The sequence below is a fragment of the Bacteroidales bacterium genome, from assembly GCA_013314715.1.
Lineage (GTDB): Bacteria > Bacteroidota > Bacteroidia > Bacteroidales > GWA2-32-17 > Ch61.
In genome coordinates, this window is the sequence record JABUFC010000033.1 from 1 (window position 1) to 23,815 (window position 23,815).

Here is a 23,815-nt window from a genome sequence, read left to right on the forward strand (position 1 = left end):
CACTATATATTTTCTTAATATTTATTTGCATGTTTAACTTTTTTTAAATAGATTTACCTCATTAAAAATGAATATAATATGAAAACAATTGCAGCCGTTATTCTTTTATTTGGAACATGCTTTTTTTTGCAAGGGCAAACTACTTTTCAAAAAAGGTATGCCATTGGAAACACTTTCGATTTTTTGACTTCTGTCATACAAAATGCTGATAGAAGCTACACCATGGCAGGCTACGATGTAAATATTGGTGCCTATGGTATCGATTTAGTAAAAGTTGATTCAACGGGAGTTGTGCAATGGGCAAAAACCTATCACAGCGGAAGTTTGTTTTTTCCTTACTCAGATTATTACCAACTTGGTAAACTAATAAAAACCTCCGATGGTGGATATGTGGCTTGCGGAACCAGAAAGACAGATTTTTTAATAATGAAATTAGATGCAAACGGAAATCTTACTTGGGCTAAAAATTACAACAACGGTGGCACCAGTCATTATTTAAACTCTATAAAAGAAACCTCCGACGGCGGATTTGTGGCTTGTGGCTACATTCGTCAAACAGCCAACGACTCACTCAATGCTTTTATCATTAAAGTTACCAATAATGGAACACTTTCGTGGGGAGGCACATGGAACAACAACGCATTCAATGCCGACGATGTTTTTAACGATGTAGTCGAAGACCCCGGAAACGGTTTTATTGCAGTTGGCTACACCAATCAGGTTTTTAATAGTGGAAACGACACTACGCAAGATGTTTTAGTTGTTAAAATTGCAACCAATGGATCTTTTACATGGGGTTATACTATGGGCGATGACAATCAAGACGAAGTTGCCCAGTACATCATTAAAAACGGTAGTAATTTTTATCTCACCGGTTATACAACCTATAATGCTATTGGACAAGATCTATTTTTTATGGAGATGACCGGTAGCGGAACACAAAATTTCTGCAAAAAATATAACTATGGTCTCACCGACTGGGGAATGAAAATTTTGCCATTAACTTCGGGTTACTCTATTTTAGGTGGCGATATCTTTCTTGGTGGAAACATTATTAAAATTGATGTCGATGCAACAGGCAATTTTCTTTCAGGATACTCATATTCCGGAAACTTTTCTTTTCCTATTAATATAGATGGACAAAAAACATTAGATAATGGTTGGGTATTCGGTACTATGGCTTCTGATTATACATATTATCTTTTAAAAGCCAATTCATCTGGAAGTACGGGCTGCTACGAAAGCACTTTTAACTCTTCAACCACCACCATAACACTAACTTCAACTAACTATTCGGGCTCTTACCTTACAGGAGCTTCATCGGGAAATCCTTCCATTACCGTTACAGCTTTTAACATAGACACCATGGTTACCGATTGCCAATTTATTCCATGCGATACACCTTTAGTAAGCATTACCCCACCCGCTGCTACCATTTGTCAGGGACAAAACACCACATTAACAGCTTCAGGCTCTAATGGTTCCGGAAGTTGTACAAGTTATTCATGGAATTCTGGTCAAACAACCGCTTCTATCAATGTAAGTCCTACCAATACAACAACTTATACTGTTGTAGGTTACGTAGGGACTTGCCCAAGCCACCCCACTTCGGTAACCGTAACCGTCAATCCCATTCCAATCGTTAGCATTTCAGGCGATAACAACATCTGCGTTGGAGAATCGACTACACTAACGGCTAGTGGCGGTAATTCATATATATGGAGCAATGGTGGTAACACAAACAGTATTGTAGTTTCACCTGTAAATACAACTATTTATAACGTAACCGCTACCAATACCTATTCCTGCACTAGCACCGCCAATTATCAAGTTACCGTAAATCCCTTACCGACAGCTAGTATATCGGGCAATAACACTTCATGCGCAGGTATTAGCGTAACCCTTACTGCAAGCGGAGGCGACCAATATATATGGAACAATGGCAATTCCAATGCTTCTATCACTGTTAACCCAAGTACAACAACAAGTTATCAGGTAACGGTAACAAATACAACTACCGGTTGTACGGCAACTGCATCGCATACCATCAACGTTAACCCTAATCCAACCGTTTATATAGCTGGTGACACCATAATTTGTGAAGGCACCTCCACAACACTTACCGCCAGCGGAGCCGATACTTATTCATGGTCAACAGGAAGCAATACCAACAGCATAACCATATCTCCTCCGTTGGGAACAACTCAGTATTATGTTACAGCTACCAATACAACTACCGGATGTTCTACCGTTCGAGCCATTACTGTCCAAGTAGTATCGGCACCTGTTGTGCAATTTGCAGGCAACACCAATATTTGCATTGGTCAAACAACTACCATAACTGCCAGCGGTGGTAATGCTTACACATGGAATAATGGTAGCCACAATGCATCCATAAATGTTTCGCCAAGCACCACCACTATGTATTACGTTACCGTATCGGCCGGCAGTTGCCAAACAGTCGATAGCATTCAAGTTGTAGTAAACCCACTCCCAACTGTTTCAATTACAGGACCAAACAGCGTTTGCGAAGGTAATAGCATCTCCCTTACAGCAACCGGAGGTACTACTTACCTTTGGAATACTTCCGAAACCAATAATACCATCAATGTATCACCATCTACAACAACCACATACTCTGTAACAGTTACCGATAATACAACCCAATGCTCCGCTACTGCCAACCATACCGTAACTGTAAATTCCAATCCAACCATTACTTTCTCCGGAAATACAAGTATATGCGAAAATGAAACAACTACTATTACTGCCAGTGGAGGCAATCAGTATTTATGGAATACTGGCGAAACAACAAATAGCATAACAGTAAGTCCTCATGTTGGTCAAACTATCTATAGTGTTACAGTAACAAATATTAGCACACAATGTTCCGCCACATCGTCTGTAACGGTTACAGTTAATGCATCGCCCACTGCCATTGCCGGAAACGACACCACTATTTGCTCAGGAACATCGGCACAACTGCATGCTTCAGGAGGCGTTAGTTATGTATGGTTCCCCACTACAACACTCAATAGCTCCACTACAGCTACACCCCTAGCAACACCAAGCGATACCACCACTTATTCCGTCGTAGTAACCAATGCGCAGGGTTGTAAAGATACAGCTACCGTAACAGTCAATGTTGCCAAAATAAACAGCATAAATATTGTTTCTACTTCAGTCAATTGTCCCGAAGGACACGATGGAGCATTATCCGTATCATCTATTTCTGGCGTTTTACCGTTTACCTATAATTGGAGCAATGGTCAAACCACTAGTTCCATCAACAATTTAGCTGCAGGAACTTATCAATTAACCATTACAGATGGCATGGGTTGCACTTACAGCTATTCAGCAACAGTAACTCAACCAGCTTCGTTTAACGGAACCACAAACATTCAAGATGTCTCTTGTTTCAACGGAAATAACGGTGCAATTTCACTAACAATTATTGGAGGTACATCACCTTATACCTATATTTGGAACAATGGCAACCAAACAAATAATCCCACTAACTTAAGTGCAGGAAACTATAATGTAACCGTTACCGATTCGCATAATTGTACTTATATCATAAACGACATTTTAGTAAATCAGCCAGCAAGTGCGTTGAACTATACCCTCGATTCTATAAAACATGCATCATGCTACAATGGCAATGATGGATTAATTATAATTCACGGAACAGGAGGAACAGCACCCTATCAATATCATTGGTCGAACGGTACAAATGTTAATTCCATCGCATTTTTAACGGCTGGTAATTACTACGTAACAATTACCGACAATTATCAATGTAGTTTTACCGAAACCTTTACCATTCAACAACCCGAAGCCATTGTTGTACATTCAAACATCGTTGATGCTTCCTGTATTGATGGCAAAGATGGGAAAATAGAAATTATTATAACCGGAGGTGAAGCTCCATACAACTATCTTTGGTCTAATGGAACAACATTAGTCAATGCCGAAAATATAGGCTCAGGTAATTATGAACTCACTATAACTGATAACAAAAATTGCCAGCAGACAGCTCAATTTACGGTTCATGCTGAACAAACTGAATGCTTGTTAATACCCGAACTCATTACTCCCAATGGTGATAATGTAAACGATTACTTTGCAATTAAAGGTATTGAATATTTCCAGGAAGTAGATATTGAAATTTACAACCGCTGGGGGAATAAAATATTTACCTATTCTGGCAGTGGTTCAGCTTATGCCAATCCTACCAATCAATGGAATGGTAAATATAAAGACAAAGACGAATGTAGCCCTTGCTCTTTTATTTATATCGTAAATGTTCACAACGGACGCAAACCCTATCAAGGTATTGTTACCGTTAAAAAGTAAGATTCGTTTTTAATTTGAAAATAATGGTCATTTTTTTGTTCATAAGCTGAGAATTCTCTAATTTTGTTGAAAATAAAATATCATAACTATGGCACAAAAAGTATTAGACGTAATTAAACCCGGTGTTGTTTGGGGCAAAGACTTAATGGAATTATTTCGCATTGCCAAAGAAAATGGCTTTGCAATGCCTGCTGTAAATGTAGTTGGAACCAATTCTATCAACGCAGTTTTAGAAGCTGCAAAAACAGTAAATTCACCCGTGATGATCCAATTTTCTAATGGTGGTGGTCAATTTTACGCTGGCAAAGGCTTACCCAACGATCATCAAGAAGCTTCCATAGCCGGTTCCATTTCAGGAGCTATGCATATTCATCAGGTTGCTGAAATGTATGGAATACCTGTTATTATTCATACCGACCATGCTGCCAAAAAATTATTACCCTGGGTAGATGGTCTATTAGAAGCAGGAGAAAAACATTTTAAACAATACGGAAAACCCTTATTCAGTTCTCATATGCTCGATTTGAGCGAAGAACCTTTGAAAGAAAACATTGAAATTTGCAAAAAATACCTCGAACGCATGTCAAAAATAGGCATGGTGCTCGAAATTGAATTAGGGGTAACAGGAGGCGAAGAAGATGGCGTGGACAATACAGGAGTTGATAACTCTCGTTTATACACCCAACCCGAAGATGTAGCATATGCATATGAAGAACTCAGCAAAATAAGCAATCAATTTACAATAGCAGCATCATTTGGTAACGTTCATGGTGTGTATAAACCCGGAAATGTAAAATTACAACCCATTATACTTAAAAACTCACAAGATTACATTCAAAAGAAATTTAATACCGGCACCAAACCTGTAAGCTTTGTATTTCATGGTGGTTCGGGTAGCAGCCGCGACGAAATCCGCGAAGCAGTATCGTATGGTGTGGTAAAAATGAATATCGATACCGATACTCAATGGGCATTCTGGGATGGAGTTCATCAATATTATTTAAAGAAAAAAGATTACTTACAGGGTCAGATAGGCAATCCTGAAGGAGACGATAAACCCAATAAAAAATACTACGACCCCCGTGCATGGTTACGCGAAGGCGAAAAAGCTATCATCGAACGCCTTAAAATAGCTTTCGAAGATCTAAACTGCACAAATAGAAACTAAATAGAATATCATGTCATCTAAAGAGAAGTGGGGAACGCGGGTAGGACTTGTATTAGCCATGGCAGGTAATGCTGTGGGATTAGGCAACTTCCTGCGTTTTCCCGTTCAAGCGGTTCAAAATGGTGGTGGTGCCTTTATGATACCTTACTTTGTATCATTCTTACTTTTAGGTATTCCACTATTATGGGTAGAATGGTCTATTGGTAAGTATGGAGGCATGTTTGGCAAACACAGCACTCCTTTTATGTTTCATAACATGAATAAAAAATGGTTATGGAAGTATGTTGGTGTTTTTGGAATTTTTACTAACCTTGCCATAGCTTCGTACTATTCTTATATTGAAAGCTGGACTATTTCGTATGTATATCATAGCATAGCTGGAACATTTTCGTCCATGAATCAACACGAAGTGGCAAGCTTTTTTAGCAATTACCTCAATGTATCATCCGCAACAACCGGCATTCCATATGAGTCGCTTTTCTTCTTTTTAATTTGCCTCAGCATCAATGTATGGATACTTAGCAAAGGGTTAAGCGAAGGAATCGAAAAAGCATCGAAAATCGGTATTCCACTGCTTATCTTATTTGGTATTTTCTTGGCAATCAAAGCATTAACATTAAAAGCAGGTCATGAAGGTGCGATAAACGATGGAATAGTGGGCTTAAACTTTTTATGGACACCTCATTTCGACTCTTTAGCCAATCCTAAGGTTTGGCTTGCTGCTGCAGGACAAATATTCTTTACCCTTTCGGTAGGAATGGGTTCTATTCAGTGTTATGCTTCATATTTGCGAGAAAAAGACGACGTAGCACTAAACGGTATGGCAGCAGGGTGGACCAACGAATTTATTGAAGTTATTATTGGTAGTTCTATCATAATTCCCATTGCTATAGGTTATTTTGGAATAGATAAAGTTGTGGATTTAGTTCAATTAGGCGGATTAGGATTGGGCTTTAAAACGATGCCATACCTTTTTGCACAATGGGGACCTGTATTAGCAGCATTAGCCGGCACTGCTTTCTTTGGTTTGCTATTCTTTGCTGGCATTACTTCAGCCCTTGCCATGGGACAGCCGGTAATGGCATTTTTGCAAGACGAATTTGCATGGACACGAAAAAAGTCGGCTTTGGCCTTTGGCTTAGCAACATTAACGCTCGCTTTGCCCACCATTTTCTTTTTTGAATATGGAGTTTTTGATGAATACGACTATTGGGCTGGTACTGTAACACTCGTAGTATTTGCTATGCTCGAAGTTATTTTGTTTAGTTGGGTATTTGGACTAAATAAAGGCTGGAAAATTTTAACCACAGGTGCCGAAATTAAAGTTCCTTCCATTTATCGTTTTATATTAAAATTTGTAACTCCTGTTATTCTTATTCTTGTGTTTTTAGGGGCACTCATCAGACCTACAAACGATGATTGGAGTACATTATTCACTTCAAAATATGAATTACACGAAGAATCGATATTAGGCAAAATTCTCAACAAAAGCATTCGATACAATAAAGAATATTTTGCTAATGCTTATTATGCAGAGTGGGATGGCACTATTACCAAGATAAACTCCAACGAAATAACCGTTACCGACACGCAAGGGAATAACCACTCTGTAGAGCTTTCTGGAAAAGACAAACCGATAGTACAAATCAATCAGCCTATTAAAGCTGGCGATCCTTTGTATCAAGGATTTGTGGTAAATCATATCCTCTGGATAACCCTTTCGCGATTATTATTGGTTACAATCTTTTTACTTATTGCATGGTTGGTGCATAAAGCTTATAAAAAACAAAAACAAACCCTATTATGACAACGGAAGCACTAATTTTTATGCTGGTTTCTGAAGGCATTATTGCAGTTGTAACTATTTACTTTTTTATAAAAGTATTACGCTCAAAAAAAGAATTTAATCAAGACGACTCTTCTAACGATGCTTAGGTCCTACTTTCAGTTTACACGAAAAGAACGAAACGGAATTCTTTTTTTATTTATCATAATTGCATTGGTGTGGTTTGCTTACGCTTCGTTAGATTATTTCTTCAAGCCTAATATACACGACTATAGCCAATTTGAGAAACAAATAGATACGTTTTATGCATCTATTGAAGATAATCCGGCTAAGATAAAAAATACCCCACAAGACACCTTAGCATATAACCGCGATACCTGTTTTGTAGATATTAACCACCCACAAATAGAACATTTACGATGTCTTGGCATAAAAGAACATCTGGCAAAAACTTGGATAAATTACACTCAGAAAGGTGGCAAATTTAAAACAATCGATGGATTAAAGAAATTATGGGGCATGAACGACAGTATTTTCAACGCCATTGCTCCATATTTAATGCTTAACACCAATGATACCCCAACAAACCTAAAAAACTATTCAAAATCAAACGATACTCCTCCATATTTAAAAAAAGCAGAAAAAAAGATTGAAATGGTTGAATTAAATACGGCTGACACAAATCAGTTAATAGCATTACCGGGGATTGGAAACTCTTTTGCATCGCGTATTATAAAGTATCGCAACCGATTAGGCGGATTTTACAACAAAGAACAATTGAAAGAAATTTATGGCTTTAATCAAGAGCTTTACGAAAAAATAAGTCCTTATATATACGTAGATGTATTTGAAATTAAAAAAGTAAACATCAATACAGGCGATTATTCTACCTTGATTCAAAATCCCTATTTTACAAAAGAAGCTGTCAAAGCCATTCTACAATACCGAAAAAAAACGGGCAAAATAAACAATGCAGATGATTTATTGATTCATCAGATTGTATCTGAAGACGAATGGAATAAATTAAAATGGTACGTAGCGTTTTAGAACTAATTTCCTTCAGATAGTTTTATCGGCTTACATTCTATAAGCCACTATTATTCAAAAGTAAACGAACCAAACTTTATGCTTTTACCATCTTGTGCATACGTTACATAACGTTTACCAGTATTGTAAATCATCTTAGGAATAATCACATATTTTTCATCCTGATCTTTAAACATAGAATATTTTTCGTAGCTTCCATCTGGGAATATCGAAACAATGGTAGCTAAGCCTTTAGGAAGAAGAACGGGATTATTTTTTAATGGTTTTGTTTTAGCAGCTACTTTATTATTTAAATTAGCTTTATTGTCGTTGTAAACAATTTTTAGTTTATTCGATTCAGAAAAGGCAACATAGGAATGATAAAATCCTTTATCGTCTGGACTATATTGATTTTTAGCCACACGAATATTCCATGCCAAAACACCTTCTTTAGTTACACCAAAAACTATTAAATCGTTAAAATAATAATTATCAACATGGGTTACTTTCTTACTTGCAGGGTCAACAATATCATCTCCAACCGTGTATTCTTGTTCGGCAATTACTGCAAAGCCACCGTTATCGAAGAAAAGGAAATCTTTTAAAATGTAATTATAATATTGTTCGGGTGTAGTGCCATTACGTTCTTGCGAGCATTCAGCCATAAAATCTTTAGAGAACACGCGAGTAGATTTTTTGGGGTCAATAACCTCTATTTTTTGAGTTCTGGGGTTTATTTTCATATAGTAAGCACCCATAAATTCGTTGGCAAATTTTACTGTTTTATTGGCAAAAAAGCCTGCTATGAATATATTTTCTTCATTATCTAACCCAAAAATTGCATTGGCAGGCACATATTTATCAGCTTTTACATTAAATTGAGCAAACTCTTTACGCTTAGGATTATATGCCAACATTATATATTCATATTTTTCATCAGCAGTTTTTCCGGCTGCGGGTTTCTTTTTGCCAACTTGAAGACATTTAGTTAAAAAATATAAATAACCGCTTTTGCCTGCATCAAATTGAACAATATCAAATGAACGTCCTACTAATGGAAAATTCAAAGCTACATTTACATCTTCACTTAAATCGGAATTTATCAATTTAAATGATATAGCTTCATTATTGTACGATGCAAAGGTATTGTGGTATAAAATGCCTATTTTCCCATTAATTAATTTTACCTTAAAAATATCTTTAGGAGCATTGGTTAATGGAATACTTGCTATGTCTTTAGGTTTGTTTTTTAATGTTCCATCTTGATTTATATATTGTATGTATAGAATTTTCTGACTGCTGACATTAGCATAGGTAAGTAATATGAGTTTCTGATTCAAATAAAACATATCGAAGAAATGGGTTTGTAAGCCATTTACACTAGGCATAATGATTTGATTTGTCGATTCTATGGTATTCGTGGTAGAAGAAATGTATTCTAAATAGGTATTATCATCGGTAATTTCTATTGGTGATTTTGATTTTATGACATAATAACCATCCTTATCGTGCCCAATAACTTTATGGTACCACGTGTTTTTTTCAAGAACCACATTACTACCCCAATCCATTTCTACCGATTGAGCATAGGTTAAAGCACTAAAAATTACAATAAAAGCAAAAACTAAAATATTTTTCATAACCATAAAATTTTCTTTTTGCTACAAAGATATATTTTTCGATACAAAATTCCTACTTTTTTAAAATTTTATTTGCTAGCTGACCACATGCAGCATCAATATCTATACCGCGACTTTTACGATGCTTTACAATAAAATTCTTTGATTTTATCAACGTTTTAAAATGTTCAATTTGTTCGATTGAAGACGATTTAAAGTTCTTATCATCTACACTATTATACGAGATTAAATTAATTTTTGCATTTACATGGCTAGAATAACGAATAAGTGCCCTTGCATCTTTGTCGCCATCATTCACACCATCTAGCATTAAATATTCAAAAGTGATTTTTTGTTGCGTCTTTTGTGTATAATATTTCAACGCATCTAAAAGCTTTTCGAGAGAGTATTTTTTTGCAAATGGTATAAGCGTTTCGCGTTTTTCTTGAATAGCCGAATGAAGCGATATAGCTAATTCAACACCCAATTTTTCGTCAGCAAGCTTTTTAATACCTTCTGGAATACCAACAGTAGATAATGTAATTCGTTGTGCCGACCATCCTAAGCCATCTTTATTGCAAATAGTATGTATGGCTTTGATAGTATTGTCGTAGTTCAGCAATGGCTCGCCCATGCCCATCACAACAATATTGGTCAAGGAGTGCCCAAATTGCTTCAATGATAGGCTATTCAGGTCAATAACTTGGTCAAATATTTCACCATGGCTAAGATTACGCATAAAACCGAGTTGTCCCGTTGCGCAAAAAGCACATTTGACAGGGCATCCCACTTGTGTCGATATACATGCAGTAAAGCGTTCATCAGATGGAATTACAACACCTTCTACAATCTGTTTGTCATAAAGTTCGAAAGCTGCTTTGAGTGTGGCATCGCTAGCTTTTTGAAAGGTCAATAAACGTATTCTGTCCCAGCTAAACGATTCCTTTATTTTTGTTCGTAAAGATTCTGGCAAATTGGTCATTTCGTCTATTTCGTGGATGCCTTTTTTCCAGAGCCATTCTTCAATTTGTTTAACACGAAATGTTTTTTCGCCTATGGATAGCAACCATTGCGACCACTCATCTTTGCTAATGTTTCTAAGAAAAGGTTTTATCATTTATCGTAAATAACCTCCAACAACACAAGTTTTTTTATACGAATGTGTGGTGCCATTTAAATTAAACACTTCTACATAAACTATATATATACCTATTTCGGCTTTGGTTTTAGCATCGGTCAAGCCATCCCACGTAAAGTAGCCTTCGATGCCACACATTTCGTTACGAATTAAACGACGAATTTCTCTTCCTTTGGCGTCGAAAATAGTAATATTAGCCACATAACCCGGTTCAGAAAATTTATAACGAATATTAAGAATATCATCACGACCATCCATATCAGGGCTGAAAACCTCGGGTTCAACTGTTATTTCGGCACTATTATCTTCAAAATGTGCGTATTGTGAATTTTTATAAGTAGGAGTTCCAAAACCACAACTTTGTGAAGCAGAATGCCAATTCTTATCATCTTGGGTAGGTAATTCGGGATGAATACGTTCTAAAGCAACTCCTTTAAACGAATTGAGTAATTGAAAATGCATTTCTTCGGTATAACTAAAATCATCAATAAATTCGAAGCTTTTGTTAACAAACGTTATACGCCCAGAAGTTGACGTTAAAGACGGAAACGAAGGCATTTCCAAGATTTTCTTTGGAAAAGGTGTTGAATAGAAAGATGTAACTCCTTTAGCTGATTTAGTTATCACAACATAATCGTAAGGGAACAAATAAAAACCTTCGGTCGTAATTTCATATAAATCGGTTATTTGCCCAGTATTATCGACTTCTGCCCACTTTACATCTTTTAAATTATACGTATGTTGAGTTGGATTGTAAAGTTCTACATAATCGCTCCCTCCTGTATTTTCATAAAACAATACTTCGTTAATAATAAAGCTACCCGGAACAATACTATCGCCAATTGCAAATGAGGTTGTAAGCGTAGAACTTGTAATATTACCAGCGCAATCTTTTATTCCGGCATCAACCGAAATAGTATAAACGGTATCTTTTATAAATCCGGCTTGCTGAAATACTAATAAAACTTTTTTCTGGTCATTATTGATAAAGCTTGCCGTAATAGGATTTCCAATACCATGATCTACAGTAAAATTTGCAGGTATTAACCATTGATTATCAAGTATGGTTTCATTAAAAGTTAAAATAAGTGTATCGGGTTCTATTAAAGCGGCTCTTAGCAAATCAGGCATTTGAACATCAGGATTGCTTCGATAAACAGAATTTTGAGTTCCTGGAGTGCCTCCTTTTACATTGCTCGAAGCTATCCAATTAGCTGATTCGCCACATGGATTCATCGGGTCTATTTGTTCTAAACTCCAACCACCATCATCTTTAAAACTACTCTGATACCAATTATCCGAATAATACACATAATGAATGGTTCTTCCATCATTGCTTTTAAGATTTAACGAAGTACCGCTATTAGTTAAAGCTGTTGTACTCGAAATCACAGGCAAAACATCGCCATATACACTTAAAGCACTTACCGCAGAGCTATGGCATAAAATTACATAACCATTGGCAGGTAATTGGTATGCTGGTAAAAGATTTGCGGTTGTTCCAATGGTAAGTGTCCAATCTTTTAACTGAATAGGATACGAACTACGATTGTAAAGTTCAAGGTATTCGTACTCGGGCAATTGTACCGAAGGGCTTGGGTCTGCCATTATTTCGTTAATCTGAACATCAAAGGGTTGAACATAGTACCACATAAAATTTTCAGCTAAGGGTTGCGGAATTTGATTTCCTGCTAAATCGTGTAAATTGAAAAAAGCAATGGTATATGGCTGTCCCGAAATAAAAGGATTGGCAAATGTTAAATGAATTAATGCCGCATTCATATTATCGCGAACCGCTGTTGCAGGGACTCCAATATTATTGTTTACTACATAATTATTTACGTTTTGAGCATCACTCAACGAAATTCCCTCGGTAAAGAGCAAATCGATATGCAATGAATCTAAAACATTTAATTCCTGTAGGGTTGGCTGAATAGTATCAATACGAACCGTACCAGTGTAAAAATCATCAAAATAAAATTTTCCTGTACCATAGGTTGACGAATATTTGCAAACTATACCCGTAAACACAATGCTGTCGTTAAAATTCAAATCGTTAGCAGTAGCTTGTAAAACAAAGGCAGAACCACCTACATAATCAGCATACATACGCCATAACCCTGCTGCATCGCGAATAACTTTTATCCTCACTGTGGGTGAGCTTGATATAGCAGCCAAGGTACCGGTTGCCAATAATGTTTGAGTGCTGCTGTCTTGATAATACAACTTAAGAGCATCCGAAGAACCGTCTTCGCCTAATTGAATATAATAGCCTTTTAACGCAGAACTGGTTAAATCGCTTTTATCAGCCATCAGGTAATATTTAGCATTATTGTTGCTTGAAGGACTAAAATTCAAATTTATCCACGCTTGCCATTCTATACTATCTGTTGGTAATTTGACCGGAGTAGATAAATATGAATAATTGGATGAACCCGAGGGCGTTGTGTTTAAAGCTAACTGGTACGATGTATTCACAATGAAATCGCCGGTGCTTCCAATCCATGTCGGGTTTTGACTAAAATCTCCATCTATAAACGATTCATCTAAAACAGTAGGAGCATTTATAGCATAAATAAAATTCGTATATACTGGAGTTAATTGCGCATTTACATCACTAAGCATAATCTGGAATATATCGGCGGCATTGTAAGTTAAATCATTCCATGATGCTACTCCATTTTGAGCTGCAATAACAAGTGTTTGCGATGACTGTAATTGTCCGCTACCCAATGTTACCTGAGCTTGAATATTGGCAGAAAAATCAATATCGCGGTTGCCATTTATATCGGTAACTTCGCACGATAAAGCAAAAGGCACCATCGGAAATACTAACGATGGTTGGACAATAAGGTTTATTTTCTTCCCTACTACATCGATAGTAAATATATTCGATTGTACAGCACTAAAAGATGTTGAAAAACCTGAACCTGATAAATACGAATCAAAACAGGTGGCATCAATTATAAATTGCAATGCTGTGCCATCAACAATTGCAGAATCTTTTAGAAAGACATATAAATCTATATCAACACTTCCACCATTGGTAACAACCAAATCGCCACTATTAAAGCTAAAATTGATGCTACCTTGCCCAATGGTGGTATCGGTAGCACTCACATTATTACCATTAGCTTTAATAAATGCTCCTTTTAAAATCTGAAGCCAATTGGCACTATTGGCGTTTTTAATGGATATAGTCGAAACATAAGTTGGCAAACCATCTGAAGTACCTACATCATTTATTTTAAATGAAAAAACTTTTTTTGCTAAATTGGCTAATGTTCGAACAGACGAAATAGTATCGGCAGCAACCTGAGTAACTGGCTCAGAGGCATAACTATCGTTATCGTTTAAATTGACAGGAGTTACAGTACCGATTAAAGCCAAAGTATTATCGTTGATACGCCAAGTGCCCGTGCTTCCTTCTGCTTGATAACCATACCAACGTATGTAAAGGGTCTCGCCATTATTTACAATAATATTTAACCCTGTAAGCGTGCCATCACGTTCCAAATCATCGTCGGGAACAGTAACGGTTGCTAAAGTAGTATAAGTAGCAAAATTGGCAACATTGGATATTCTTACCTGATATTCATGAATGCCAGTTAAAGAACGGCGTTCACCAAAACTTATAGTAGTAATTTTAACTTTATAACCTGTGTTAGGAGCAATCGAGATTTGATAATAATCGGCAGTATCGGGCAATGTATTGGAAGTCCAACCCGAGCAAGAAGCACCTGAGGTTCCAAAACTCAACGTATTAAGCCCCGTCCCTTTTTTAAAAACACCAGCTGTTACATTTACATCTACATTAGCAGGGTTTCCGTCTGAAGTTAATGGCCAATTAGCTAATTGAGCCCAAGCAGAAAAAACATAAAACACACCTAAAAGCGATGTTAAATAAAACTTTCGCATAAAAATATTTTTAGAGGTGTAAAGATAAAGTAAATTGACAAAAAAAACTAATCTTTAAGCCTAAACTGAAAACGCTTTTTGATTTTTGAATTGAAAAAATATAGCATTAAATAATAAAGGACTAAAGATACTAAACCTAGTAATCCGGCAATAGCTTCGTTATGACTTAGTCCATAAGCCACAAAAACAGATATTATCATTACTAATAATGGCACGACATAGCTCAACATTACAGCCAAATTGCCATTGCTTTGATTCATTTGAACTATAACATTTTTACCTATAGTATAATTAGAAGTATCGTTCACCAAAACCTCCACCTCTTTTTCTTTTGCCTCACTGCCTAACGACATTGTGCAAGCCTCTTTACTACTACAATGATTACAAGCAGAAGTGGAAACAATACTGACAATCAAGGTTTGTTTATCTTTTATTTCCTTAATAATTCCAGGATGATCAATTATTTCTGTCATAATGGATACAAAGTTAGTTCACTTTTTTCGAAAAACCTATAAAGGACTCGAATCATGAAAACGCTTCATGATTTGCTCTAACTCTTGTTTAAAGGTGAGTTTAGATGTTTGTGCCAAAGAAAGAATATTTTCGTCGGGTTTAACAACTAATTCACGCATTTTCATATGCTGGTTGATATAAAGCATTTCCATATCAGGGTATAGCTCCTGAATAGCCGAAGCAACCTCTAAAATAGGCATTACTCTATCAACAGCATTATAGATGCCTGGTTTTAAATCACTATAAATTAGCCGATTAAGAATTTCGGTTATCTTATCAATATAAATAAACGAACGTCGTTGCATTCCATCGCCATAAATATTTATTCGTCCGTTAAAACTAGCATCGAACATAAATCGGTTGATAACGGCATCGAAACGCATACTTATACCATAACCATAAACATTGCCACAACGCAAAATATAAGTTGGTATTTTGTTCATTAGACGCAAAACATGTTGTTCGCCTCTATATTTAGATATACCATAAAACGATTGTGGGTTAGGCGTTGAGTCGATAGTCATTTCTTCGGACGATGCACCGTAAACCGAAGCACTGCTTAAATAAACAAACTTTTTTACCTTACTTTCTTCAACGGCATAAACCAATTCGGCAGTGCCCCAGTGATTCACCTGTTCAAACAAATGTGAACTCTCGTTCGACAAAGGAGTAGAAACACGAGCTGCCAAGTGGTAAACTATATCTACATCTTTTACAACATTTTTTAAGGTTCGCGAATCGAGCAGTTCGCCTTTGACAAATTTTACTTTTCCACGCTTAATTCCCGAATGCAAAAAAATATTGTAATTGCCACGGCTTAGGTTGTCGTATAAAATAACTTGTTCCACTTCGGGCATTAACACCAATTGGCGTATAAGTTCTGTTCCGATATATCCGGCACCTCCGGTAACTAATATGTTCATCTGTAATTATTTTAATCTACTTTTTAATCACCAAATCGGTATTTAAACCACATTCGTTCTTTTTTAAACCTTTCCAACGCCCTGCACGCTCATCGTCTTCGAGTGAAATCTTTGCAGTACAAGGCTCACAGCCAATGCTTACATAACCTTTATCGTCAAGCGGATGACGTGGAAGATTATGCTCACGAATATACTGATAAACCATTTGTTTAGTCCAATCGAGCATAGGATGAAAACGTATAACATTGTGGGGTGCAAAATCTTCTTCGTATAACTCTGCTCTTACTTTACTCTGATCGGCTCGCACTCCATTTATCCACACATCGTAATCGGCTAAAATGGGATCTAACGGTTGAATTTTATTCAAATAACAACAATAGTCAGGATCGCTGGTAAAAAGCAAATTGCCTTTAGCATCACGCTGCAATATTTTAGGAACCTGTGGTTTTAAATCGATCACCCTCAAATTAAATAAACGCACCAATTCATCTTTATACGTTATCGTTTCAGGAAATAAATAACCGGTGTTTATAAAATAAATGGGAATCGTATGGTCGATACGGCTAATAATATGAAGCAAAACCACACTCTGAGTCTGAAAAGAAGAAGTAGCAAAGAGTTTCTTTTCCTGATGTTTGTATAATTTTATCCTGCGTTCTATTTCTTCAAAAGTCATACAATAATATTTTTGCAAAAATAACTATTTTTTCCTACAAAATTGATAGACTATTATAAACAGTTTTTTTAATAATAGCCATTATTGTTTTGATATTAACACAAATATTTTTATTAAACTTTTACAATTGGTGTATTTTTTGATATATCTTTGTGCTTATATAAGTTTATATTTTGTAACCTTAATTTTATTGTATATGAAAACGCTCTTATCATTTTTTATGATCCTGTTTACCACAGTCTTAGTGGCTCAAACAGAACTTCCTGCTTCTATAAGCAATGCTATTAAAAATGGCAATGCAACCGAACTCACAAAAAGCTTTAATATAAATGTCGATTTGACCATTCTTGACAAACAAGATATTTACAGCAAAACACAAGCAGAAAGTTTATTAAAAGATTTTTTTGCAAAAAATATTCCTTCCAATTTTACCATTATTCACAGAGGAGGCAAAGAAGATGCTCAATATTATGTTGGTAAACTTACAACCTCTACCGGCAATTATCGTATTTCCATTTTAATTAAAGGACAATCCAAAACAGCATTTATTCATCAGTTCAGAATAGAAAAAGAAAATGATTAACGAGCAGATTAAAGCATTTATCGACAATGCTTTAAACGAAGACGTTGGAAGTGGTGATTATACTTCATTAGCCATTATTCCCGAAAATCTTATAGGTAAAGCGTTATTATACGTTAAAGAAGAAGGTATCTTAGCCGGTGTCGAAATAGCCCAAGACATTTTTAATTACCTCGATCCATCATGTCGATTTAATATTTTTCTAAACGATGGTTCTTACTGTAAGGGTCATAAAGAAATAGCTTTTGAAGTCGAAGCCCATGTTCAAAACTTGCTAAAAGCCGAAAGACTCATTCTTAATATCATGCAACGCATGAGTGGCATAGCAACCGTAACCCATCAATATGTAAAAGCCATTGAAGGCACTAAAGCCAAAATTCTCGATACCCGTAAGACCACACCCGGCTTTCGCTTTTTCGAAAAAGAAGCTGTTCGCATTGGCGGTGGTCAAAACCATCGCTTCGGACTTTACGATATGGTTATGATTAAAGACAATCATATTGATTTTGTGGGTGGAATTACACCAGCCATTCAAAAAGTTAAAGCGTTTCTCGAAAAGCATCATTTACAAATACCTATTGAAGTAGAAGCTCGAACTATTACCGATGTTGAAGAAATATTAAACGCAGGAGGCATACAACGAATTCTACTCGATAATTTTAATTTCGAAAACACACGCAAGGCAGTTTCTATCATAAATGGACGTTTAGAAGTAGAATCGAGCGGAGGTATCACGCTCGAAAATGTTCGCGAATATGCTCTTTGTGGTGTTGATTTTATTAGCATAGGAGCACTTACACATCACATTAAAAGCCTCGACCTTAGTCTAAAAGCATCATTTAAATGAAGGATAAAATACATAAAATCCTTTTTGTTTTAAAAAATATATCTTTACCAGGTTTCGATGGTCAACCTATTTTTGATGTTTTTTCGTTTCTAATAAAGAGCTTGGGCAAATCGGCTCTAACTGTCAGAGCATCTTCTATTGCTTATAATATGTTCCTGGCTCTAATTCCAGCACTTATTTTTTTCTTTTCAGCACTTGCTTATATACCAATTCCAGATTTTACGCACGAATTGCTAAAATTATTAAAAGAGGTTATGCCTGTTAATGCCTATCTTACTATTAGAAGCACCATTATAGATATTATACAACACAAACGAGCAGGATTGCTTTCGTTTGGTTTTATTTCTACTTTGTATTTTGCTACCAACGGGATGAATGCACTCATAACGGCTTTTAATGCTACCGAACTCACATACGATAATCGCAACTGGCTTCAACGGAGAGGGGTTGCCTTTATATTGTTGATTATTTTTTCTACGTTAATTATTGTATCAGTTGCTTTACTTATATTTAGTCAATCGTTTTTTAACTTTTTGATGGAACAAGACATTATAAAAACAAAAATATTGCTTTACTTGCTAATACTTGCAAAATGGTTGATTGTTCTTTCGTCATTTTTCTTTTCTATTTCATTTTTGTATTATTTCGCCCCTGCCCGAAAATCGAAATTCCGTATCATTTCGGCTGGATCTACTACTGCTACCATTCTAGTTTTACTTATTTCGTTAGGATTTTCGTATTATGTTAATAACTTTGGACAATACAATAAAGTTTACGGATCGTTAGGTACACTCATTGTTCTGATGTTGTGGATATATTTCAATTCACTTGCCTTACTTATTGGCTATGAGTTGAACTGGAGTATTCGACACACTAAAAACAAAAAACAAACAGAGGCACTACCTAAATAAATATTTTTTGTAACTTTTTTTTTAACGACAACGTCATAAGACAAAACAACTAAAATCGAATGTCTTATGAAAACAAAACATTTTTTAATTATTACTGTTTTTTTCTGTTTTACAATAAATTTATTTTCGGCTACCATCACAGTTCCGCCCAAAAAAAATATCATAAAACAGATTTCTGCAACCATGGATTTCCCACAAAATACTAAAATCGAAAATTCTGAAATTGTAGCAGTAAATTTTGAAATTACCGAAAATGGTAAAATTAAAGTTAAAGAAATCAATGGTAATCCTACTTTTACCGAACATGTTAAACAAAAACTTGAAAATTTTGTCGTTAAGAAATTTAAAGACTTTGTCGGAGAAAATTTCTATGTAAAATTTAGCTTTAAAAGTGAAAAGTAAACAATTCATATATCTTGGTATAAAAAGGCTGTCTCAAAAAGACGGCCTTTTTATATTAAATCACATATCAAAACATTAAAACTTCAAAAAATTGAAATGAAAAATTGAAGTATTTAAAATGAATAAAAAAGTCTTTGTTCTTTTATAAATATTTATGTAGGTTTGCTCAAACAAAAATAAGCATTATGCAATACGATTTAATAATTATTGGCAGCGGTCCCGGAGGATATGTAGCTGCCATTAGAGCATCGCAATTAGGCATGAAAACTGCCGTTATAGAAAAATCAGAAGTGGGTGGTATTTGTCTCAATTGGGGATGCATACCCACTAAAGCATTGTTAAAAAGTGCCCAAGTTTATCACTATGCCAAACATGCCGAAGAATTTGGAATTATGGTAAACGATGCCCGTCCGGATTTTCAAAAGGTTGTTGCCCGCAGTCGTGGCGTTGCCGATGCTATGAGCAAAGGTATTCAATTTTTATTCAAAAAAAATAAAATTGATATTATTCAAGGTTTTGGCAAATTGGCTAACAACAATACTGTAGTAGTAATAAAAGCAGACGGAACATCCGAAGAATATACAGCCCATCATATTATTTTAGCTACCGGAGCTCGTTCGAAAGAATTACCACACATGAAGCAAGACGGAAAAAAAATAATTGGATATCGCGAAGCATTAACTATGCCTTATTTACCCAAATCAATGGTAGTAGTAGGCTCAGGTGCAATAGGCTCCGAGTTTGCTTATTTCTACAACGCCATGGGCACAAAAGTTACCATTGTTGAATTTTTGCCCAACATTATTCCATTAGAAGACGAAGAAGTAAGTAAAACGCTGGCACGTTCGTTTAAAAAAGAAGGCATAGAAATAATAACCGAAGGGAATGTTACGGCAGTTGACACCAGTGGAAGTGATTGCAAAGTTACAGTTGAAACTAAACAAGGAACAAAAATTATTGAAGCTGAAGTAGTTTTATCGGCTGTTGGCGTTACACCCAACCTCGAAAACATTGGCATCGAAGAGCTCGGTATCGAATTAGAAAAAGGTAAAATCAAGGTTAATCCATTTTACGAAACAAACGTAAAAGGTGTTTATGCCATTGGCGACATTGTTCATGGACCAGCGCTGGCTCACGTTGCCTCAGCCGAAGGTATATGCTGTGTAGAACACATAGCCGGTAAAAATCCTGTACCGGTAAATTACAAAAATATTCCTAGCTGCATTTACACCACACCCGAAGTGGCCTCAGTCGGCTTAACCGAAAAACAAGCTATTGAACAAGGTTACGAAATAAAAATTGGAAAATTTCCCTATTCAGCTTCAGGCAAAGCCAAAGCTGCCGGCAATAGCGATGGATTTGTAAAACTCATATTCGATGCAAAATATGGTGAATTGTTAGGTGCACACCTCATAGGTTTGAATGTTACCGAAATGATAGCCGAACTTGTTGTATCAAAAACACTTGAAACTACTGGACATGAGCTAATAAAATCTATTCACCCGCATCCCACAATGAGCGAAGCTATTATGGAAGCTGCCGCTGCCGCTTATGGAGAAGTCATACATCTTTAGAAGCGTATTTATATTCAAGGATTTTTAAAAAATTGAATAAAAAAAGAGGCTGTCAACAATTAACAGCCTCTTTTTATTTATTTAATAGAATTTTTAACCTTTAATAGTTAATTCATCAATAATGTTAGTTGCTCCGGCAAATTTTTCAATAACCCATAAAACATAACGCACATCAACATTAATCGTACGTTGCAGTTCTTTGCTATAAATAAAATTACTGCATAACCAATCCCAATTTCCATCAAATGCAATTCCAATAAGTTCACCATTGGCATTCATAATAGGGCTTCCCGAATTACCACCAGTAATATCGTTATCGGACAAAAAAGCAACTGGCAATTTTCCGGTTTCATCAGCATAACGTCCAAAATCTTTTTTATTGTATAATTCTACTAATCGAGCATCTACCATAAATTCAGGATTGGTATTATCCATTTTTTCAATTACACCATCAAGATAAGTAATGTAGTTGTAGTAAACAGCATCCTTGGGTTTATAAGGCTGAACAGTGCCATAAGTTAAGCGAAATGTACTGTTGGCATCGGGATAAAATGCTTTATTGGGTTCAAATTGACGTATTGCTTTAAAGTATTTTCTATCTAATACTCTAAATTTCGAATTTGCAGATTGATATGCTGGTATAAGTTTAAATTGATATTCACCTAAAACCGATTTTTGAAATATTAACAATGGATCTTTTGAAAGTGCTGACTCACTTGGATTTGACAAAAACTTATCCATTCTGGTTTTATCGGTAAAGATACTTTTGGTATAAATTACATTTAAAAAGTTATTAACGCGTTCTTCGTCCGTTTTACCTTTAAAGTTTTTAACAAAATCTGTTGTAAAATAACTAAGTTGTTTATCTTTGGGGATATCCTTTAAATATGCTAACAATAATGCTTTAAAAGCTTCTTTATCTATTTCGGGATAATATCCTTTAAACATTTCAGCAGCATGTTCTTTAAGCTGTGATATAGTTTCGTTTATTTGTTTTTCGTTAGCTTTTTTATCCTTTAGAAGTGGTTCTAATGAAAGAAAAGGTTGAATTGCCATTATTTGCGAACTTCCTTGTAATATTCCAAACGAAAAATAAATTAAATGGGTAATAGGTTCAGAAATAGCTTTGTAGCTTTCTTTATAATCATTTATAATGTTACCATACATTGCCATTCTTTCGGCATCTGCATTAATCCATTCTTGTAATTTTTGGTCATACATAGAACGTTGAGCAACGGCATCGGTTTTTTGAAGGGTAACCATTTCACCTTGCCAAAGTTTGTAACCATTAGCTAAACTAGCATAATCGCTTGCTAAAGCAATTTTAACTTCTTTCGATGCATCCATGTATTTTTTCCATACTTCGAGTTTTTTACCAACTAACTTCACTAAAGTAGGATTATAAACATCGCGTTTGTATTCCATTCCCGATGCGGTTAAATAACGTTCCGTTTGCCCGGGATACCCCATAATCATAGTAAAATCGTTGGGCTTAATTCCCTTAATAGAAATATTTAAATGATATAATGGAGCATAAGGGACATTATCTTTATTGTAAGTTGCTGGTTTTCCATCGGCACTCATATAAACACGGAAAATAGAGAAATCGCCAGTATGACGAGGCCACATCCAATTGTCGGTATCACCCCCAAATTTACCAATACTGGACGGAGGAGCCCCTACAAGTCTTACATCTCTAAAAACTTCATATACAAATAGATAATATTCATTTCCGGCAAAAAATTGTTTTACTTTTGCACTATATCCATTTCCTTCTTTTGCTTCTTTTTCAATAGCAGCGATAGCTTTACGAATAGCAGCGGTACGCTCTTCTTCTTTCATATCGTCTTTTACACCTTCAAGAACGCGAGCTGTAACATCTTCGATGCGTATAAGGTGCGATGCACATAACCCTTCTGCCGAAAGTTCTTCGCTCATATTTTTAGCCCAAAATCCATTAGCTAAATAATCGTGCTCAACAGTCGATAATTTAGCAATAGCATCATATCCGCAATGATGATTGGTAAAAAGTAAACCTTTTCCACTTACCATTTCGGCAGTACAAAAGCCTGAAAATTCACCATTTTGTTCATGACCAAGTTGAAAAATAGCATCTTTAATTGACGAATGATTAATACTGTAAATTTCTTCTGGGGTTAGTTTACAACCCAATTTTTGCATATCAGCATAATTAAGCTTTCCAATAAGACTAGGAATCCACATTCCTTCATCTGCCTTTGAAAACAATGTAAATAAGCCTATAAAAAGGCTAACAAAAAATAATTTAAGAAATTTCATGTTACATTTTTTTTAGTTAAACATTTGCCCAAATGTAATAAGTTTTATAATATGTGCTTATGACGAAAATCGTTAAAAAT

At 35.6% G+C, this 23,815-nt stretch carries 16 protein-coding genes; 9 read left to right on the forward strand and 7 right to left on the reverse strand.

Features of this window, described 5'->3' with window-relative positions:
• The first annotated feature begins 78 nt into the window (after nt 1-78).
• From HPY79_08605 to HPY79_08620, 4 genes are all read left to right on the forward strand, one after another.
• Nucleotides 79-4,356: a gliding motility-associated C-terminal domain-containing protein gene (locus HPY79_08605; protein NSW45858.1), complete on the forward strand. Its 4,278-nt coding sequence runs from the start codon at nt 79-81 to the stop codon at nt 4,354-4,356.
• 88 nt (nt 4,357-4,444) lie between these two features.
• Nucleotides 4,445-5,524: a class II fructose-bisphosphate aldolase gene (gene fbaA, locus HPY79_08610; protein NSW45859.1), complete on the forward strand. Its 1,080-nt coding sequence runs from the start codon at nt 4,445-4,447 to the stop codon at nt 5,522-5,524.
• 7 nt (nt 5,525-5,531) lie between these two features.
• Entirely contained in the window at nt 5,532-7,331 is a 1,800-nt protein-coding gene (locus tag HPY79_08615; GenBank protein ID NSW45860.1) for a sodium-dependent transporter, read from the forward strand.
• Between the two features lie 120 nt (nt 7,332-7,451).
• Nucleotides 7,452-8,357 carry a helix-hairpin-helix domain-containing protein gene (locus tag HPY79_08620; protein ID NSW45861.1) on the forward strand — a complete coding sequence of 302 codons (906 nt, stop codon included), beginning with the start codon at nt 7,452-7,454 and terminating at the stop codon, nt 8,355-8,357.
• A gap of 50 nt (nt 8,358-8,407) precedes the next feature.
• On the opposite strand, the gene HPY79_08625 is transcribed toward HPY79_08620, so the two are convergent.
• The 6 genes from HPY79_08625 to HPY79_08650 are packed head-to-tail and all read right to left on the reverse strand — an operon-like array spanning nt 8,408 to nt 17,123.
• Nucleotides 8,408-9,976, reverse strand: coding sequence for a hypothetical protein (locus HPY79_08625; GenBank protein NSW45862.1), 1,569 nt, complete (start codon nt 9,974-9,976; stop codon nt 8,408-8,410).
• Between the two features lie 52 nt (nt 9,977-10,028).
• Nucleotides 10,029-11,072, reverse strand: coding sequence for a 23S rRNA (adenine(2503)-C(2))-methyltransferase RlmN (rlmN, locus tag HPY79_08630; GenBank protein ID NSW45863.1), 1,044 nt, complete (start codon nt 11,070-11,072; stop codon nt 10,029-10,031).
• Nucleotides 11,073-15,011 (reverse strand): lamin tail domain-containing protein, encoded by a 3,939-nt coding sequence (locus HPY79_08635; protein ID NSW45864.1) that lies wholly within the window; start codon nt 15,009-15,011, stop codon nt 11,073-11,075.
• Between the two features lie 47 nt (nt 15,012-15,058).
• Nucleotides 15,059-15,484: a SoxR reducing system RseC family protein gene (locus HPY79_08640; GenBank protein NSW45865.1), complete on the reverse strand. Its 426-nt coding sequence runs from the start codon at nt 15,482-15,484 to the stop codon at nt 15,059-15,061.
• Nucleotides 15,485-15,520: 36 nt separating this feature from the next.
• Entirely contained in the window at nt 15,521-16,447 is a 927-nt protein-coding gene (locus tag HPY79_08645) for an SDR family oxidoreductase (protein NSW45866.1), read from the reverse strand.
• 16 nt (nt 16,448-16,463) lie between these two features.
• The gene (locus HPY79_08650) at nt 16,464-17,123 is read right to left on the reverse strand and encodes a phosphoadenylyl-sulfate reductase (protein NSW45867.1); all 660 of its coding nucleotides are present in this window, start codon (nt 17,121-17,123) and stop codon (nt 16,464-16,466) included.
• 196 nt (nt 17,124-17,319) lie between these two features.
• On the opposite strand from HPY79_08650, the gene HPY79_08655 reads away from it, so the two are divergent.
• The 5 genes from HPY79_08655 (at nt 17,320) to lpdA (ending at nt 21,437) form a co-directional block, all read left to right on the forward strand.
• Entirely contained in the window at nt 17,320-17,706 is a 387-nt protein-coding gene (locus tag HPY79_08655; GenBank protein NSW45868.1) for a DUF4783 domain-containing protein, read from the forward strand.
• On the forward strand, nt 17,699-18,550 hold the full coding sequence (gene nadC, locus HPY79_08660) for a carboxylating nicotinate-nucleotide diphosphorylase (protein NSW45869.1): 852 nt from the start codon (nt 17,699-17,701) through the stop codon (nt 18,548-18,550). Before HPY79_08655 ends, nadC begins: the two co-directional genes overlap by 8 nt.
• Nucleotides 18,547-19,461: a YihY/virulence factor BrkB family protein gene (locus tag HPY79_08665; GenBank protein ID NSW45870.1), complete on the forward strand. Its 915-nt coding sequence runs from the start codon at nt 18,547-18,549 to the stop codon at nt 19,459-19,461. The genes nadC and HPY79_08665 overlap by 4 nt, the downstream gene beginning before the upstream one ends.
• 66 nt (nt 19,462-19,527) lie before the next feature.
• Complete coding sequence (locus tag HPY79_08670) at nt 19,528-19,863, forward strand: hypothetical protein (GenBank protein NSW45871.1); 336 nt, start codon at nt 19,528-19,530, stop codon at nt 19,861-19,863.
• Nucleotides 19,864-20,048: 185 nt separating this feature from the next.
• Nucleotides 20,049-21,437, forward strand: coding sequence for a dihydrolipoyl dehydrogenase (gene lpdA, locus HPY79_08675; GenBank protein ID NSW45872.1), 1,389 nt, complete (start codon nt 20,049-20,051; stop codon nt 21,435-21,437).
• A 93-nt stretch (nt 21,438-21,530) separates the two neighbouring features.
• Here the strand turns inward: lpdA and HPY79_08680 are convergent, their stop codons facing one another.
• The gene (locus HPY79_08680; GenBank protein NSW45873.1) at nt 21,531-23,735 is read right to left on the reverse strand and encodes a S46 family peptidase; all 2,205 of its coding nucleotides are present in this window, start codon (nt 23,733-23,735) and stop codon (nt 21,531-21,533) included.
• Nucleotides 23,736-23,815 lie beyond the last annotated feature (80 nt).